Source organism: Profundibacter amoris (assembly GCF_003544895.1).
Taxonomy (GTDB): Bacteria; Pseudomonadota; Alphaproteobacteria; order Rhodobacterales; family Rhodobacteraceae; genus Profundibacter; species Profundibacter amoris.
Genome location: NZ_CP032125.1, coordinates 589,852 through 605,917 on the forward strand (window position 1 = coordinate 589,852; position 16,066 = coordinate 605,917).

The 16,066-nt window shown below is 55.8% G+C and carries 20 protein-coding genes; 13 read left to right on the forward strand and 7 right to left on the reverse strand.

Annotation, left to right across the window (positions count from 1 at the left end):
- Window positions 1-4 precede the first annotated feature (4 nt).
- The 5 genes from narI to BAR1_RS02900 all read left to right on the forward strand — a co-directional run bounded on the left by narI (window position 5) and on the right by BAR1_RS02900 (window position 3,415).
- The gene (gene narI, locus BAR1_RS02880) at window positions 5-697 is read left to right on the forward strand and encodes a respiratory nitrate reductase subunit gamma (protein WP_118941622.1); all 693 of its coding nucleotides are present in this window, start codon (window positions 5-7) and stop codon (window positions 695-697) included.
- Window positions 694-1,497 (forward strand): peptidylprolyl isomerase, encoded by an 804-nt coding sequence (locus BAR1_RS02885; protein WP_118941623.1) that lies wholly within the window; start codon window positions 694-696, stop codon window positions 1,495-1,497. Before narI ends, BAR1_RS02885 begins: the two co-directional genes overlap by 4 nt.
- Window positions 1,498-1,673: 176 nt before the next feature.
- Complete coding sequence (locus tag BAR1_RS02890; protein WP_118941624.1) at window positions 1,674-2,234, forward strand: hypothetical protein; 561 nt, start codon at window positions 1,674-1,676, stop codon at window positions 2,232-2,234.
- 15 nt (window positions 2,235-2,249) lie between these two features.
- Entirely contained in the window at window positions 2,250-2,825 is a 576-nt protein-coding gene (locus BAR1_RS02895) for a hypothetical protein (protein ID WP_118941625.1), read from the forward strand.
- An 8-nt stretch (window positions 2,826-2,833) separates the two neighbouring features.
- Window positions 2,834-3,415 carry a hypothetical protein gene (locus BAR1_RS02900; RefSeq protein WP_118941626.1) on the forward strand — a complete coding sequence of 194 codons (582 nt, stop codon included), beginning with the start codon at window positions 2,834-2,836 and terminating at the stop codon, window positions 3,413-3,415.
- A gap of 13 nt (window positions 3,416-3,428) precedes the next feature.
- Here BAR1_RS02900 and BAR1_RS02905 read toward each other — a convergent pair whose 3' ends face one another.
- Together BAR1_RS02905 and BAR1_RS02910 are read right to left on the reverse strand one after the other, a co-directional pair.
- The gene (locus tag BAR1_RS02905; protein ID WP_118941627.1) at window positions 3,429-4,136 is read right to left on the reverse strand and encodes a response regulator; all 708 of its coding nucleotides are present in this window, start codon (window positions 4,134-4,136) and stop codon (window positions 3,429-3,431) included.
- A complete protein-coding gene (locus tag BAR1_RS02910) occupies window positions 4,133-4,636 on the reverse strand; it encodes a MarR family winged helix-turn-helix transcriptional regulator (RefSeq protein WP_118941628.1) in 504 nt (167 codons plus the stop codon). The genes BAR1_RS02905 and BAR1_RS02910 overlap by 4 nt, the downstream gene beginning before the upstream one ends.
- Before the next feature lie 184 nt (window positions 4,637-4,820).
- Here BAR1_RS02910 and BAR1_RS02915 point away from each other — a divergent pair, with 184 nt between their 5' ends.
- The 3 genes from BAR1_RS02915 to BAR1_RS02925 are packed head-to-tail and all read left to right on the forward strand — an operon-like array spanning window position 4,821 to window position 6,493.
- Window positions 4,821-5,690 carry a branched-chain amino acid aminotransferase gene (locus BAR1_RS02915; RefSeq protein ID WP_118941629.1) on the forward strand — a complete coding sequence of 290 codons (870 nt, stop codon included), beginning with the start codon at window positions 4,821-4,823 and terminating at the stop codon, window positions 5,688-5,690.
- A 39-nt stretch (window positions 5,691-5,729) separates the two neighbouring features.
- Entirely contained in the window at window positions 5,730-6,026 is a 297-nt protein-coding gene (locus BAR1_RS02920; protein ID WP_118941630.1) for a Dabb family protein, read from the forward strand.
- A 29-nt stretch (window positions 6,027-6,055) separates the two neighbouring features.
- Window positions 6,056-6,493, forward strand: a complete 438-nt coding sequence (locus tag BAR1_RS02925) for a hypothetical protein (RefSeq protein WP_118941631.1) — start codon at window positions 6,056-6,058, stop codon at window positions 6,491-6,493.
- Window positions 6,494-6,538: 45 nt separating this feature from the next.
- On the opposite strand, the gene BAR1_RS02930 is transcribed toward BAR1_RS02925, so the two are convergent.
- Window positions 6,539-7,576, reverse strand: a complete 1,038-nt coding sequence (locus tag BAR1_RS02930; RefSeq protein WP_118941632.1) for a cytochrome-c peroxidase — start codon at window positions 7,574-7,576, stop codon at window positions 6,539-6,541.
- Window positions 7,577-7,749: 173 nt separating this feature from the next.
- On the opposite strand from BAR1_RS02930, the gene BAR1_RS02935 reads away from it, so the two are divergent.
- The gene (locus tag BAR1_RS02935) at window positions 7,750-8,004 is read left to right on the forward strand and encodes a DUF167 domain-containing protein (RefSeq protein WP_118941633.1); all 255 of its coding nucleotides are present in this window, start codon (window positions 7,750-7,752) and stop codon (window positions 8,002-8,004) included.
- 19 nt (window positions 8,005-8,023) lie between these two features.
- On the opposite strand, the gene BAR1_RS02940 is transcribed toward BAR1_RS02935, so the two are convergent.
- The gene (locus tag BAR1_RS02940) at window positions 8,024-8,662 is read right to left on the reverse strand and encodes a hypothetical protein (RefSeq protein ID WP_118941634.1); all 639 of its coding nucleotides are present in this window, start codon (window positions 8,660-8,662) and stop codon (window positions 8,024-8,026) included.
- Between the two features lie 247 nt (window positions 8,663-8,909).
- Here BAR1_RS02940 and BAR1_RS02945 point away from each other — a divergent pair, with 247 nt between their 5' ends.
- From BAR1_RS02945 to BAR1_RS02955, 3 genes are read left to right on the forward strand one after another with little or no spacing between them, the layout of a single operon-like run.
- Window positions 8,910-9,626, forward strand: coding sequence for a M48 family metallopeptidase (locus BAR1_RS02945; protein ID WP_228408702.1), 717 nt, complete (start codon window positions 8,910-8,912; stop codon window positions 9,624-9,626).
- A 25-nt stretch (window positions 9,627-9,651) separates the two neighbouring features.
- Window positions 9,652-10,350 carry a VIT1/CCC1 transporter family protein gene (locus tag BAR1_RS02950; RefSeq protein ID WP_118941635.1) on the forward strand — a complete coding sequence of 233 codons (699 nt, stop codon included), beginning with the start codon at window positions 9,652-9,654 and terminating at the stop codon, window positions 10,348-10,350.
- A gap of 2 nt (window positions 10,351-10,352) precedes the next feature.
- On the forward strand, window positions 10,353-10,706 hold the full coding sequence (locus BAR1_RS02955; protein ID WP_118941636.1) for a YigZ family protein: 354 nt from the start codon (window positions 10,353-10,355) through the stop codon (window positions 10,704-10,706).
- Here the strand turns inward: BAR1_RS02955 and BAR1_RS02960 are convergent.
- Window positions 10,703-12,898: a DUF255 domain-containing protein gene (locus BAR1_RS02960; RefSeq protein ID WP_118941637.1), complete on the reverse strand. Its 2,196-nt coding sequence runs from the start codon at window positions 12,896-12,898 to the stop codon at window positions 10,703-10,705. The genes BAR1_RS02955 and BAR1_RS02960 overlap by 4 nt on opposite strands.
- A 179-nt stretch (window positions 12,899-13,077) precedes the next feature.
- On the opposite strand from BAR1_RS02960, the gene BAR1_RS02965 reads away from it, so the two are divergent.
- Window positions 13,078-13,443 (forward strand): BrnA antitoxin family protein, encoded by a 366-nt coding sequence (locus tag BAR1_RS02965; protein WP_118941638.1) that lies wholly within the window; start codon window positions 13,078-13,080, stop codon window positions 13,441-13,443.
- A gap of 247 nt (window positions 13,444-13,690) precedes the next feature.
- Here BAR1_RS02965 and BAR1_RS02970 read toward each other — a convergent pair whose 3' ends face one another.
- Both BAR1_RS02970 and rimO read right to left on the reverse strand, forming a co-directional pair.
- Complete coding sequence (locus BAR1_RS02970) at window positions 13,691-14,698, reverse strand: hypothetical protein (RefSeq protein ID WP_118941639.1); 1,008 nt, start codon at window positions 14,696-14,698, stop codon at window positions 13,691-13,693.
- Window positions 14,695-16,065 carry a 30S ribosomal protein S12 methylthiotransferase RimO gene (gene rimO, locus BAR1_RS02975; protein ID WP_118941640.1) on the reverse strand — a complete coding sequence of 457 codons (1,371 nt, stop codon included), beginning with the start codon at window positions 16,063-16,065 and terminating at the stop codon, window positions 14,695-14,697. Before rimO ends, BAR1_RS02970 begins: the two co-directional genes overlap by 4 nt.
- Between the last annotated feature and the right edge of the window lies 1 nt (window position 16,066).

Sequence of the window (16,066 nt, forward strand, 5' to 3'; positions counted from 1 at the left end):
AATAATGAACCAATTTCTGTTCGGAACTTACCCCTACATTGCGTTAACAGTGCTGTTGATCGGCTCGATCGCGCGATATGAACGTGACCCTTTCACATGGAAATCCTCCTCCAGCCAGCTTTTGCGCCGCAAACAGCTGATTGTCGGCTCGGTGCTGTTCCATGTGGGTGTGTTGATCATCTTTGGTGGCCATCTGGTGGGTCTTCTGACACCTGTCTGGATATTTGATGCCCTCGGGATCAGCCACACAGCCAAGCAAATTCTGGCGATGACCGCCGGTGGTATTGCCGGTATCATGGCGCTGGTTGGCGGCGGAATGCTGTTGATGCGTCGTCTGGGGGATCCACGGATCGCCAAGAACTCCAGCTTTGCCGACACCGGCATCCTGATCCTGTTGCTGTTGCAACTGGTGCTGGGTGTCAGCACGATCTTTGTTTCCATGCAGCATCTGGATGGCGAGGAAATGCTCAAACTGATGTCATGGGCGCAGGGTATCTTCTACTTTGATGGCAATGCGGCCAGCTACATTCAGGATGTGTCGATTGTCTTCAAGATACATATCCTTCTGGGTCTGACCATCTTCCTGCTGTTCCCCTTCACACGGCTGGTTCACATGCTCTCGGTTCCCGTGCGCTATGTGACACCGCTGCGCAAGGGGTACCAGATCGTGCGTTCGCGCCGGAAAGCAGCAAAATGAGCACCGAGCGCAAACCCCTGTTCCCGGATGTTTTCGTGAACGGACAAGAAATCTCTGCCGCGGATATCGCGGCAGAGGCCCAGAACCACAACGCCCCCAAGGACAAGCCCGGCTGGGCTTGGCGCGACGGTGCCCGGGCTCTGGTGATCCGCGAGTTGCTGTTGCAAGAGGCGCGCAAGCGTGACCTGCAGCCGCAGCCCAAGGAACTGGAGCCCGGCAAGTTTGAAACCGAAGATGAATCGCTGATCCGCGAATTGCTGGATCTGGCGGTGACCCCCAAGGTGCCAAGCGTTGATGACATGCGCAAGGTTTACGACGCGCAGCCCGATATGTTCCGCGCGCCCACATTGTACGAACCTTCGCACATCCTGTTCGCGGCTGATCCGGCAGACACCGAGGCATGGACGGAGGCGTTGCAAAAAGCCGAAGCAGCCCTTGCCACGTTGCGCGCCAACCCCAAGGATTTCGCGTCACTGGCCAAAGAGCTGAGCGATTGCCCCTCGCGCGAGTCCGGCGGGCAATTGGGCCAGATCGTCACCGGCGACACGGTGCCGGAATTCGAGGGGGCAATGGATGCGATGGAGGCGGGTGTGATCAACCCCGAGCCTGTCAAATCCCGTTACGGCATCCACATCCTGCGGCTGGACGCCAAGGCTGTGGGTGACGTGCTGCCCTTTGATCAGGTCAGGGAACAGATCGGCGAAATGCTGGAAAAGGCCGCATGGGCCAGTGCCGCGAATGCGTTTGTTCAGGAACTGGTGGCCAATGCGGAAATAACCGGAATTGATATGGCTGCGTAACCGGCACTATCATCCGGTCCTGAAAATGCCGCCTCTTGTCCTCGGGGCGGCATTTTTTTATTAAACAGTAGATAATTTTCGTCGGGCTGTCAGGCCGGTGAACAAATTGGTGGCCATTGACCGAAGTAGAGGGAATAATGGCATACCTGTAAATTTTACCGAACCGGATTTCCCGAATGCGTTTTATTATTTTGTTCTTGTTGCTTGTGCCCACCGCATCATTGGCTCAGGGTTTTGCTGTATCTCTGGATGCTGATCTGAATGGCGATGGCTTGCCCGATCAGGCCAGACTGACGGAAATACCGGAAGGCGGGACGGCCGACCTTGCGATTTTACTGGGCCAGCCGGATGGTTCATTAAAGCAGGATGTGATTGCCAAAGCATTGGTCTGGGTCGGGGGTGACGGTGAAAAGCCACAGCTGTTTGTTGATGAAAATGGCGCTCTGGAGGTGTTTTCGACTGACCGGCGAAACCCGCGAAAATCATGGACGCAGAGCCTGACGATTGCACCGCACAATGGCGTTTTCGTATTGGCCGGGTTTTCCTACGACTGGTTCGATATTGGCACTGGGACGATTCACATCTGCAAAGCGGATTTGCTGTCGGGACGCATTGAATTCGGCCAGAGGGCCAACGGGGTGTCGGATGTCGGCGTTTCCGAGACCGATGTGACGGTTGTACCGATTGATGTCTGGGTCCAGTCGTTTCCAAAAGAGTGTGAACCGCTTGAGTTTTAAGTAAGGATAGTCCCGATGCGTTTAATCATTTTCCTGTTTTATCTGTTTCCAACACTCGCAATGGCTGAAACCCCATCTGTCGGCGACAGCCAGGTTCTGGGATTTGTTGCAAGCGATCTGACTGGCGACGGGTTGACCGACCGCGCTGAATTAAGCGTAACAGAAGAAGGTGGGGGGGCTGATCTAAACATCTGGGTCCGCACAGCAGATGGGCGGCTTGACCTGCGCACCAAAGCAAAATCGGTGATATGGGTTGGTCCGGGTGGGCAAGGGCCGGAAATTACAGTCAGTCCGAATGGCTCGTTACTGATCCACTCGGTAAACGATTCCATCGGCCGTGAACGTTGGCAGCAGACTCTAACGGTGGCTTGGCGCAACGACACATTTGTGCTCGCAGGATTTACCTACTATTGGCATGATACACTGGACCCTGAAAAAAGCGGAACTTGCGACGTGAATCTGCTAACCGGTAAAGGGGAACGCACCAGAGGCACGTTTCTGCGACCAATTGAAATCCACACCAAATCCGGCAGCGGCCCGATTGATCTGTGGGATGGCGAACCGCCCTCCGAATGTTTCCCCAACCCCTAAGGACTATCATGCGTTTTATCAGTATCCTGCTTAGCCTGTTTCCGACCCTCGCAGCCGCCGAAACCGTAGAGATCAATGCGGATCAAGTTCTCGGGTTCATCTCGACTGATCTCACCCAGGACGGCGATAATGATCGCATCGTTCTATTTATGCTGGACGAACCGGTGCTTTCGATCTTTACCCGCTGGACAGACGGGTCATGGGCCAATTCTCTTTTTGCCGAAGATTTGGTCGAGGGGCGGAATTACCCCGATCCCGACCCGACAATTGCGCTGGCCGACAATGGTTCGGTTATGGTCCGCTCGTTTGCGCGCAAATCCGACCCTGAAAAAATGGAGAAAACCCTGACCATCGCCTATCGCAAGACGGATGGCTACAAATATGCCCGATACGTTGTGGCTGGCGTAAAATATGAATGGAACTATGGTGGTGATCCCGATGATCACAGGGTTTGCGAGATCAATTTTCTAACACGGCAAGGCGAAATTACCCAAGGACCAGCACAGGCCGTTAAAACGTTTTACAGTGCAATTGGCCTTTATTCTGTTGATAAATGGCCCCGCAACATGATCCCCGAACAATGCTTTTAGGGGCAATCCGTTCCTATTCCGGGGCCAGCATATAGCCCTCGCCGCGCACGGTTTGCAGGTAACGGGGCTGTTTGGGGTCTGTTTCGATCTTGCGGCGCAAGCGGGTGATCTGCACGTCCACCGCCCGTTCCTGTGCCTGTCCGGTATCACGGCCCAGATCCTCGACCAGTTTGGCGCGGCTGACCGGTTCATTCGGACAGCTTGCAAAGATTTTCATCAAGGCGCTTTCGGTCGAGGTCAGTCGCACCAGTTCCTCGCCGCGCCACATCTCGCCGCGTTCCACATTATAGCGCACCGGCCCCAGATGCAGCATCTTCGGCCCTTGATCGGCAAGCGTATCCGCCGGCATTCGCCGTAAAATGGCATTCAGGCGCAACAGCAGCTCCTTGGGTTCAAACGGTTTGGCCAGATAGTCGTCTGCACCAGCCTCAAGCCCGGTGATCCGGTCCTCGGTTTCGCCCTTGGCCGTCAGCAGCAGGATGGGGGTGGTGACGCCGCCTTCGCGCAGGCTGCTGGTCAGGCTGATGCCATCCTCGCCCGGCATCATCACATCCATCACGATCATGTCGAATTCCAGCCCCGACAGGATGCGGCGCGCATGTTCGGCGTCCCGTGCTGCCGTCACCCAGAACCCGTGACGGATCAGGAATTTTTGCAACAGCCCGCGGATGCGTTCGTCATCGTCTACGATCAGCAGGTGCGCTTCGGGGGTGTCGTTCATGACTCACCCTCTTTCAGGGACTTGAAGTAGCGACGGTACTCCGGCTCCATCATCGCCTCAAGCACTTTGCGAAATCCGGCCACCGCATCCGGCCCGACCGCGCGGTAAGCATCGCGCATCCGCTTGCGCTGGGCGTCGGACAATTCACGTTCCAGCGCGATGCCTGCCTCGGTCAGGAACAGGTGGCGTTCGCGTTTGTCGCGGGTGCCAACGCGGCTTTCGACCAGACCGTCCTCGATCAGGGTGCGCAACACGCGGTTCAGCGATTGTTTGGTCACCCCCAGAATGCCCAGCAGGTTATTGACAGTGGTGCCGGGGCTGCGATGGATGAAATGCACGGCGCGGTGGTGCGCCCGACCATAGGAGTAATTGTTTAGTATCCTGTCCGGATCTGCGGTGAATCCGCGATAGGCAAAGAACATCGCCTCGATCCCCTTGCGCAATTGTTCATCGGTCAGGAACAACAGCGCCTCGCCCCCCGATCTTGCATCTTGCGCCATAATACCCCCTGATCACGTTTTCTTTCGGTTTGCCTGATTTTACGTCAGTGTTGTTGACATTCCAAGAATCAATTCGTAACAATCTACAGATTTTGCGCAATATTATGCCCTAAGCGGACCTAGTTTGCGCAATAAATGAAAAACTGAAGGCCGAAGATCGGCGATGACCGGAAAGGACGACCCAATGTCAGGCGCATATGATGACCGCGATGGAACCATCTGGATGGACGGGATGATGACCCGCTGGCGCGATGCCAAGGTCCATATTCTGACCCATGCGATGCATTATGCTTCAAGCGTGTTTGAGGGCGAGCGTGCCTACAACGGCAAGATTTTCAAAAGCCGCGAGCATACAGAACGGTTGCATCGTTCGGCCAAGCTGATTGATTTTGAAATCCAGTGGAGCGTGGATGAAATCGAACAGGTTAAGGCACAGGTTCTGCGGGCCAGCCGTCTGAAAGACGCCTATATTCGGGCCATCGCATGGCGTGGCGCTGGCGAAGATATGGGGGTTGCATCTGCACGTAATCCTGTCCACCTGGCGATTGCCGCATGGGAATGGGGCGCCTATTACGGCGATGCGAAAACCAAGGGCGCAAAACTGGACATTTCCAAATGGAAACGTCCCAGCCCCGAAACCATCCCCTGTCAGGCCAAGGCGGCCGGTCTCTATATGATCTGCACCATGTCCAAACACGCGGCCGAGGCCAAGGGTTGTTCGGACGCGATGATGTTCGACTATCGCGGCTATGTGGCCGAAGCCACCGGCGCGAATATCTTTTTCGTCAAGGATGGCGAGGTGCATACACCCAAACCCGACTGTTTTCTGAACGGCATCACCCGCCAGACGGTGATCGGCATGTTGCAGGAAAAAGGCATCAAGGTGCACGAGCGCCACATCATGCCCGAAGAACTGGAAGGGTTTGAACAATGCTGGCTGACGGGCACCGCCGCCGAGGTTACACCGGTGGGGCAGATCGGCGATTACAATTTCGAGGTCGGGGCCCTTGCGCGCGACATCGCTGCGGATTACGAGAGGTTGGTGCGGGAGTAACCGCGCCTTTCGTCAATTCACACAGCATTGAGGCCCTCAATGATACGTCACATCGTGTTCTTTATCGCCAAGAACAAGGACGACATCGGGGATATTCTGTCGGGTCTGCGGATCCTGCGGGATATCCCCCACGCCACCCGACTGGAAGTTGAACCGAACCTGCATTCTGACGATTTGTCGGATGCGGTCGATGTGGTGGTTTACGGCGAATTCGCGGATGAAGCTGCGCTGGCGGCCTATAAGGCGCATCCGCTATATCAGGACTCCATCCGGCGGGTCCGCCCTTTACGCGAATTGCGCATGGCTGCGGATTTCCAAAGCCCGTTCACCAAATAACAACCCTTGCGGCCTAGGGTCGGGGTGTGATGGAAATCAAGAACAGCTCGATCCTGATTGCGATCATCCTTGTGATCGCTTTGCCGACAACTACGATGGTTGTGGCCTATATGCTGACGAAAAACCCCGCCCTGCGTCCGCTTGCCCGCACTTTAAACGACGAGGCGATTTATCGGGGCGAAGCGGTGGCAACCGAAATTGTGGCACATATTCGCTGGACCACGGGCCGGCAGAAATCCTTTACACAGCGGGAATTGTCAAACGTGGTGCAACGCGCGTTCCGTGCTCACGGGGTAACGGCGCGGGTGGTTTTTGAAACCGCTGACAGCAGTGATCCTGTGTCTATCACTTATCAGGTCGGGCGAAATAAATTCGGACCCTTGCGGATTAACAGGGCTGGTGATGCCGTGAACAACGCGATTGCAGTTTACCGGATGTACCAGATGTCGGCGCCGGTGCGCAGATAGAAAGTGCCGGCAAGTTTGACCCTGCCGGCACATTTGGTTTGCTGTTTATTTCACTTCGGCCGTTGGGCGCGGAGTGGATGCGGTTTCCGCCGGAAGTGTCGGGAGCGTAACCGGGGGAACAGCCCCTTCCAATGTGCCAAGGAAGGCAACGATCTGGTCGGTTTCAGTGTCGCTTAGCTCTTCCCCCAACTGGGATTCCGCCATTATCTGCACCGCGACTTTCAAATCCCAAACCTTGCCGGAATGGAAATAGGGGGCAGTAACAGTTACGTTTCGCAAGGGGGCGGCGCGGAAAACATATTCGTCGTCGACTGTTTCCGTAACCTTGAAGCGCCCTTTGTCACCAACCGGCAGAATGTCCGCACCGGGTTTTTCAACCAGGCCGAAAGGGTAATATCCGTGCCCGCCGACGTTGACACCGCTGTGACAGGAAGAGCAGCCCTTGTCGATAAACAGGGCCAGCCCTGCCTTTTCATCATCGTTCAGCGCTGTGTCGTCACCATTCAGATATGCGTCGAACGGGGCAGGGGTGATCAGGGTCGCTTCGAAGCTTTCGATCGCGCGGGCCATGTTGTCAAAGGAAACCGGTTCGGCATCATCCGCAAATGCTGTGCCAAACATGGCAACATAATCGGGCATACTGTTCAGTGTCACCACCACATTTTCCGGTGTATTGGCCATTTCGACGCCAGCCTGGATCGGCCCCTTGGCTTGAGCTTTCAGGTCGTCTGCGCGCCCGTCCCAGAACTGGGCTTCGTTCAGAACCGAATTCAAAACCGTTGGGGAATTGCGCGGGCCTTTTTGCCAGCCGTGGCCGATGGATGTTTCAAGGTTGTCATCGCCACCTGTGGTCAGGTTATGGCAGGAATAACAGCTGAATACACCCGAGGCAGACAGGCGCGGATCAAAGAACAACGCCCGCCCCAGATCGACTTTTTCTGGCGATGTCGGGTTGTCTGCCACATTGGGCACGGTTGATGGCAAAGGCTTGAACTGCTCTAGCGCTGTAGCGCGTAAATCATCGGCGAAAGCCGCGCCAGTCATAGCCGTGGAAACAAGCAGGATCGGGATCAGGGTTTTCATATTGTCCTCCAAATTATAATAAGTCTAACTTGCAGAGGTTTGAAAATTCTTCTTTGATTTAGAATAAGAATAATCAATTGACCTGGATCAACACCGAATTTTGCCTTTAGACAATTGTGGTGCCCAATGGGATAAGAATGATAAACCCAGCTGTATTAACCTAGGGGGAATGCTTGGATAAAGGTGCACTATCACAACTGGCCCAAGACGGTGCCGAGATTGCTGTGCGGGTAACGCCCAAGGCGTCGCGCAACCGGATAATAATCGAGGATAGCAACATTCGTGTTTATGTCACTACGGTTCCCGAAGGGGGGAAGGCGACCAAGGAAGTGGCTAAACTGCTGGCCAAGGCATTGGGCGTGCCGAAAACGCGTCTGACCCTGATCCGAGGCGCAACTTCGCGGGACAAGGTTTTCAGGATTGGGTGATACACCCGCTTCCAAAACCCTAGAAGCTCATAATGTAACTCACCTTGATTGTTGTTGCCTCATAGGATGGTGAATAACGCTGCCCATCCGGTCCTTTGGGATGCTGAACGACCAGATCAAAATTGTCATAAACCACCTCGGCCCTCAGCATGCCATTTCTACGGATGGGGTATTGAATGCCCAAGCCAACCGTAACACCGGCATTGATCCCCAGACTGATCCGCCCCTGTTGGATGGGGCCGTAACCTTTCATCACACCAATGCCGAGGGCGCCGTATACTTCTGTTCTTTGCCCCAGCTTGCGACCGTATATTCCCCGCACCCTGTATGTCGAACGGCGCGAACAGTAATAAGATGCGTTTTGAATTGCCTCGCAGTTCACAGGCACGGTCATATCCTGAAACCACCCTCGCCGAAATCGCTCAACATTAATTTCCGGTCCAAAGAAAACCCGCCCTTTCTCGATTCGATATCCCAGAACCATATCGTGATTTGAACGTTTTCTTTGAATGTAGCGCTTTTCATCCTTCAGGCGGTGCGCACTCATTACTCGGTATGAAAATCCGGTACCGAAATAATATCCGGTTTCGCCCACCGCAGTTATCGGAACTACGGATACACTGCCTGCCAGCAGGCATATTGCCGTTTTCTTTTTCATTTTCGCGTCCTCTTGCTGCGACGTCACCGTTTAGGTTGATTCGCGGCCATCCCCGGTTGAGATTACCAATTCAAAGCTTTTCCCCATAATAAAAATAAATTTGCCAATACTATCGGCGGTTTTCTGGCCCTTATGTATCCCATTCGCCAGTTCACAAGAAATGTTCCTATCGGCATGCTGGCATAGGGGTGGCTAATGGTTTCATTTTTGGTAGGGTTCGGGTCAGGTTTGAAAAGGACAAGTGAATATGCGCAGATTTGTGATGCTGGTTGCTGCCCTGGCTGTTACCGGATGTGTAGAAGCAACCACCGAGAAACCGGCCGAAAAAGACTCGGTTCCGCCACCTGTCCCGGTCTCTGCTTTTGCCGCCAGCAATAATTCCAAAATACAGGATTTTCTGGCGGTTGTGCGCCGTATGGAACCTGTTGCACGACGTGAATGTCGCCGTAGGGCCATCACCGCCAAATGCAATTTCACAATCCTGATCGATAACCGCAAGAAACAGCCGGCAAATGCGTTTCAGGCTTTGGATGACAAGGATCAGCCGGTCATTGTTTTCACACGCGCATTGATCCAAGAGACGCGAAATCAGGATGAGCTGGCCTTTGTATTGGGACACGAGGTTGCCCACCATATTCTGGAACATATATCGAAAACCCGTGATAGCGCCCTTGAGGGGTTTCTGGTTGGCGGGCTTCAGGCGGCCGTCAAAGGGGGCGACGCAAAGGCAATCGAACGTGCTGAACAGCGCAGTGCATTTATCGGAATCCGCAAATACTCGAAACAATACGAGCTTGAGGCCGATGCATTGGGCACGGTGATTACGGCCCATTCCGGTTATAATCCGCTAAGAGGTGCACAGTATTTTCACCGCATTCCTGATCCGGGTGACAAATATCTTGGCTCGCATCCACCTAACGCAAAGCGGCTTCAAGTCGTTCGCCAAGCCGTATCCAAGTTGTAATTGAAATATGGAAAGATCAAGCCCAATGGAATGGACACATCTGGAGCGCCACTATGTGGATCGTATCGGCTGGTTGCGGGCGGCCGTTCTGGGCGCAAACGACGGGATCGTATCAACCGCCAGCCTGATTGCCGGTGTGGCCAGCGCCGGGGCGGGGCAGCCCGAAATCCTGCTGGCCGGTGTGGCCGGTCTGGTGGCTGGGGCCATGTCGATGGCGGCCGGGGAATATGTCTCGGTCAGCTCGCAGGCGGATGCCGAGAAAAGCGATCTGGCCCGTGAAGCACGCGGTCTTGAGGCGCAGCCCGAGTTCGAGCGCCGCGAGTTGGCGCAGATCTATGTCGATCGCGGTCTGACCGCTGATTTGGCCGACGAAGTTGCTGTGCAACTGATGGAACATGATGCGTTGGGGGCACATGCCCGTGACGAATTGGGAATTTCTCATGTTGTCACGGCACGACCTATACAGGCGGGTCTGGCCTCGGCGGCGGCATTTACGGCGGGGGCTGCACTGCCGGTCGCCTCGGTTTTGCTGGCCCCTTACGAGATAATTACCGAGGTTTCGACCGGTGTATCCCTTGTGGCACTTGCCGTATTGGGGGCCATGTCGGCCCGCACCGGTGGTTCGCCGGTCATGCGTGCAGTCGTGCGAGTTACCCTATGGGGGGCGTTGGCAATGGCAGCAACTGCTGGTGTTGGTTATCTGTTCGGGGCAACGGTGGTCTAGGCGTGCTGCAATTTGAAAATGTGGTCAGCGACAAGGGATCCAGATACGCGGTTTGCGGTGGCCCTGTTGCTGATCGCGCGGCCGCCAAGGCGTTTATCAAGGCGCTGAAACGCGGCAAGAAATATGCCCGCGCAACCCATAACACATGGGCGGCGCTATTGCCCGACGGGCCGGTCAAGAACGACGATGGCGAAAGCGGGGCGGGGATGATGATCTTGCGGATGCTTGAGCGCGAGGGGCTGCAAAACCACATCATCGTTGTGACCCGCTGGTATGGCGGGGTGAAATTGGGCGGCGACCGGTTTCGCCATGTGCAAACCTGTGTGAAACACTATCTGGAGCAGTTGCGCGGTTAGGGCCAGACCCGAAAAAGCATGTCGTCGGGGGGGAGGCACACTTCGTCATTGCAGGCCTGAAGGGTTAGGCGGATGGTGACGGGTTTATCGCCGGTTTGTGCAATCTGGGCGGCCATCACAAAGGACGTGTCATATAGTGACAGCGGGGTTTCACTGAATCCCAGCTCCTTGATCTCGGCCTTGGGATAGGCGGACAGGGCGACCGGTGTTTGCGCCACGGCCAGTTCCATGCCGATCAGGTAATCCTCCAACGGTTCATGCGCGTTGATGTGCCAGCCCTCGCGCGGCTCGATGCTGAGCAGAAGTTGTTTTCCATGGGCATCCAGCGATGCAAACACCCGCACCGCCCCGCCGTTTGAAACCCGCATCGCGCCGGTCAATCCGTTTCGTTCGGTGGCAATGGCCGTCAGTATCGCCGCCCGCTGTTCCGGCCCGTTGATCGCATCTACCGCCAACGCCGCGGCCAGTTTCGGCGCGGCCTCGCCGGTGCGGGCCAGACGGCGGTCAAGGCCGGCCAGCAATTCCAGCGCCTGCGCGTTACCCGAGGCGATTTCGTTGTCATCCAGCGGGCGCATCGGGCCAAGTCCGACCGTTTGCGCGTTCATTCGCATCGCCTGCCGGTCATCGGCAAACAGGGTCTGCATGTCATCGGCCAGCCTGTCGGCTATCCCCAGCCAGTCGGACTCCGCCCCGCCAAGGTAATCGTCCAGTGCCAGCAGGGCACGGCCAAGGGCGGCATAATCGACCAGATGGGCCTCGGTGTCAGCCGCGCCCTGATACCAGATGCGTTTTAACCCGTCGTCAAACCACATGTTTTGCAGCATGAATTCGGTGGCCTGCACAGCGGCCTGCCCATAATCGGGGCGGTTCAGAACGCGGCTGGCTTGGGCCAGCGTTATGACCATTTCTGCGTTCCATGCCAGAATGACCTTTTGATCGGTCAGCGGTTTTTGGCGCGTTTCACGGGCGTTTCGCAGTTGTTCAAGCAGGGCGTCAAAGTCGCGGATACCATCACGTCCGGCGATTGCTTTTAGCGGGGTGTCACTGGTGTACAGGACGCTGGCGCCTTCGAAATTTCCGTCCTCGGTGATGTTGAGGATATCATTCATGGCAGGGGCTTCGGGGCCAAGGGCCTGTTTGATCTGATCCGGCGTCCAGACATAGAACGCGCCTTCTTGCAGCTTGCCGTCCGGCCCCGGTGATTCCGCATCCTGTGCGGCGTAAAACGCGCCCTCGGGGCTGCGCATTTCGCGCAACACATAGTCAAAGGTCCGCGTGGCGGCGCGGGCGTAATCGGGGGTGCCCGTTGCGGAATAGGCGTGCAGCAAAAGGCGCCCGATCAGCGCTTGATTATACAGCATCTTTTCAAAATGCGGGATGTTCCATTCGGGATCGGTGGCATAGCGGTGAAACCCGCCACCAACGTGATCATGGATACCGCCGCGCACCATCCCGTCCAGTGTCAGGGTGACAGCCTGCATAAGGGCACTATCGCCGCTGCGGTCGGCTTGATCCAGCAGGAACAGCAACAGGTTTTCACGCGGGAATTTCGGCGCGGTGCCGAAACCGCCGTTGAAGTCGTCCAGATTGCCCAGCATCGCGGTGGCCGCGGCGTTTATATCGGCGTCGGTGACATCGCCCAGAACTGCCGTCTGGTCCAGATAATCGCGCATGTTTTGCGAGATTTCAAAGGCCTCGGCCCGCAGGGCGGCGTTGTCGGTTTTCCAGACATCTACAATGGTTTCAAGGGTTTGCAGGAAAGCATCGGGCGGGAAATAGGTGCCGGCAAAGAAGGGTTCGGCATCGGGGGTCAGGAACACGGAATTGGGCCAGCCGCCGCTGCCGGTCAGGGCCGATGTGACCAGCATGAACTGTTCGTCCAGATCGGGGCGGCGTTCGCGGTCGATCTTGATGCTGACGAAATGCGCGTTCAGATAGGCGGCGATTTCGGGGTCCTCGAAACTTTCGGCCTCCATCACATGGCACCAGTGACAGGAGGCGTAACCGACGGATACGAATATCATTTTCCCCTCGGCCTGCGCCTTTTCCAGCGCTTCCGGTCCCCATGGATACCAGTCCACGGGGTTGTCGGCGTGCTGTTGCAGGTAGGGCGAGGATTCCTGCGCCAGCCGGTTTTCGGCGAAGGATGGCGAGGCAAGCAGGATCAGCAGGAGGGAGAGGAATATGCGCATAAGTCAGAGCATAGCGGTGGGGGACGGGCTTGTCAGGTGACGTTTGGGTGAGGCGGGAAAAGGGCGGTCTGGAAACTGTATGATCCACGTCGGGTTTGCGTATGGCAACGTGCGATGGATTTTCTGACTGTTAAACCCGCCGTGTCAGGGTGGCGAAAACGCAAAATACAGGAGCGCAAATGACTGTCCCCGAACCCCACCCGATCCGCCATCCGGACAAACGCAAACCGACCAGGGCGCAACTGGCGCATCTGAAATCGGCCAAAGAGGCGCTGTTGCAACTGCATCTGACGATCTATGGCCGCGAATACATGTCGCTGCATGTGCCCGAGGACTGGCAATCGCTGGAAGAGGTGTTCCGCTGCACCCCCGCCAAGCAAAAGATCACCCTGCGGCTGGACGAGGCGGTGGTGAAGTTTTTCAGAAAGAAGGGGCGGGGGTATCAGGAACTGATCAATCAGGTTCTGCGCAGCTATGTGGAATTGCGGCTGGCCAAGATTCTGGAAGGGCCGGAAGATGTGGGGCCGAACGGGGAGGTGTTGTGAGGGGGATTGCGGCGTTTGTGGTGGGAGGTCCCCGCGTGCGCGGGGATGACAAAGGGGTGTGGAGGATTGCGACGTTTGCCCCTGTCCGGCATTTTGCAAAAATGCCAGCGCCCGACCGCCCCATGGCGGGCGCTTTTGCGAGGGTTGGGTGTGGGGTGAGGTTTGTGGAGTCTCGGATGTTGTGGATTTGGCGATACTGCACTCAGCACCCACCCGGTCGGGCGCTGGCATTTTTGCAAAATGGTTCTTATTTGGTGATGTAAACGTCGGCGCCATCATTAGGGTAAGTATCTTTTATTAATATAGTTTCGGAAGAGATGTAAGCTCGATTAATATAATTGAGACTTGTCCATCGTTTTCGTAGGGTTACAACGCGGTCTAATCGAGAGGGTTCAATGTAAATCCGGTCAATCAGCTTTCCGTTTACTTGTTTCCATAGTGATAGATTTCGGATTTCTTCGTTGTTTTCCTCGCTGCTGAGCTTTTCCTGTGCAGCAAAGAGTTTTTTTAATGCTTCACCTAACACATTTTCAGTTTTGGATCGGATCTTGCCATGGATTATTGAAAGCTGAGCAATATAGTTTCTTAACAAGTATTTCATATCTAATTTTCCGAGGTCTAATTTCTCGACTTCATCCCTCACTTTTTTATTAATACGTGATTCAATAATTTCACGTGCTGAAAAATATGGGTTAATAGTTATTCTCGATCTGCTTGGCTTATTCCAAGTTGGCGTGCCATCTTGCCACTGCCCGCTCCTGCCAAATGTAAATCCGTCGATAGGTAATTGGGCGTGTAAGCAGTGATTGCGAAGCCCATACATTACTCGATATTCAAAGCTGTTGTCGAAAGAAAATGAAAAGTCAGGCTTTGGATTGTACTTGAATTCAGAGTTAGCTTTGTAAATTTCTTTTATTCGTTGACACGTTTGTTCTTCATAAGCTCGTGCAGCGGTAAATAATGATAGCAAGTGTAGGTTTAAAGTGTCGCGAAATCTGTCAAAAAAACGTTCCATATCATTTTCTTCGACGAAAGGATCAGTCAAATACACTACACTTGAAGATAACAAGAATTTTTCAAGTTCAGTAAATGCAGTGACAACAAGGGCGAACAAGTCTTCAATATCGCGTAGTGCCCTTATAATGTCCCGGCTTTGCCTCAAATCATTGAATTCACCCAATGTTATTTCAACATTGGCTCCACCGATGATGTATTCTCCGAGTGAGAACACCGTTTTATTACCATCTTCGTTCAAACCATCTTCCCCCAAAGATCATACTCCCCCGCCTCGTCCACCTCGACCGTCACAATATCCCCTGCCTTCAACCCCTCGAACCCCTCATCAATAAACAGGTTCCCGTCTATTTCCGGCGCGTCGGCCATGGTGCGGCAGGTGGCGGCGTCCTCGTCTACCTCGTCAACGATGACGTCCATGACCTTGCCGACCTTGGCCGCCAGTTTGGCCTCGGAAATGCTTTGTGCCTTGGCCATGAACCGGTCCCAGCGGTCCTGTTTCACATCCTCCGGCACATGGTCGGGCAGGGCGTTCGAGCGGGCGCCGGCGACGTTTTCGTACTGGAAGCAGCCGACGCGGTCCAGTTGGGCCTGGTCCAGCCAGTCCAGCAGGGTCTGGAACTCGGCCTCGGTTTCGCCGGGGTAGCCGACGATGAAGGTGCTGCGCAGAGTGATGTCGGGGCAGATGTCGCGCCATGCGGCTATTTCATCCAGCGTTTTGGCACCGGCAGCCGGGCGGGCCATGCGTTTGAGCGTGTCGGGGTGGGCGTGCTGGAACGGGATGTCGAGGTAGGGCAGGATCAGCCCATCCGCCATCAGCGGGATCAGGTCGCGCACATGGGGGTAGGGGTAGACATAGTGCAGCCGCACCCAGGCGCCAAGCGATCCCAGATCGCGGGCCAGATCGGTGATATGGGCGCGGTGGCCCTTTTCCGTCGCATATTTCAGGTCCAGCCCATAGGCCGAGGTATCCTGCGAGATCACCAGCAGTTCCTTGACGCCGGCCTCGACCAGTTTTTCGGCCTCGCGCATCACCGCATGGGCAGGGCGGGAGGCAAGGCGGCCGCGCATGTCGGGGATGATGCAGAATTTGCAGGCGTGGTTGCAGCCCTCGGAAATCTTCAGATAGCTGTAGTGGCGCGGGGTCAGGGTGACGCCGCTGGCCGGCAGCAGGTCGATATAGGGATCGGGCGACGGCGGCACGGCCATATGCACCGCGTCCAGCACCTGTTCGTATTGGTGCGGGCCGGTGACCGCAAGGATCTGCGGGTGGTGTTCACGGATGTAGTCCGGCTCGGCCCCCAGACAGCCGGTGACGATGACGCGGCCGTTTTCGCGCAGGGCCTCGCCGATGGCATCAAGGCTTTCGGCCTTGGCGGAGTCCAGAAAGCCGCAGGTGTTGACGATCACCGCATCCGCGCCGGTGTAGTCGGGGGAAATGGCGTAGCCTTCGGCGCGCAAGCGGGTCAGGATGCGTTCGCTGTCCACCAGCGCCTTGGGGCAACCAAGCGACACCATGCCGATGCGCAGCTGGCCGTCGCGGGCCGGTTCATTGATCCGAGCGCGGGGGGCAAGGTCGGGGCGCAGGGAGGGGGGATTCTGGGGCATT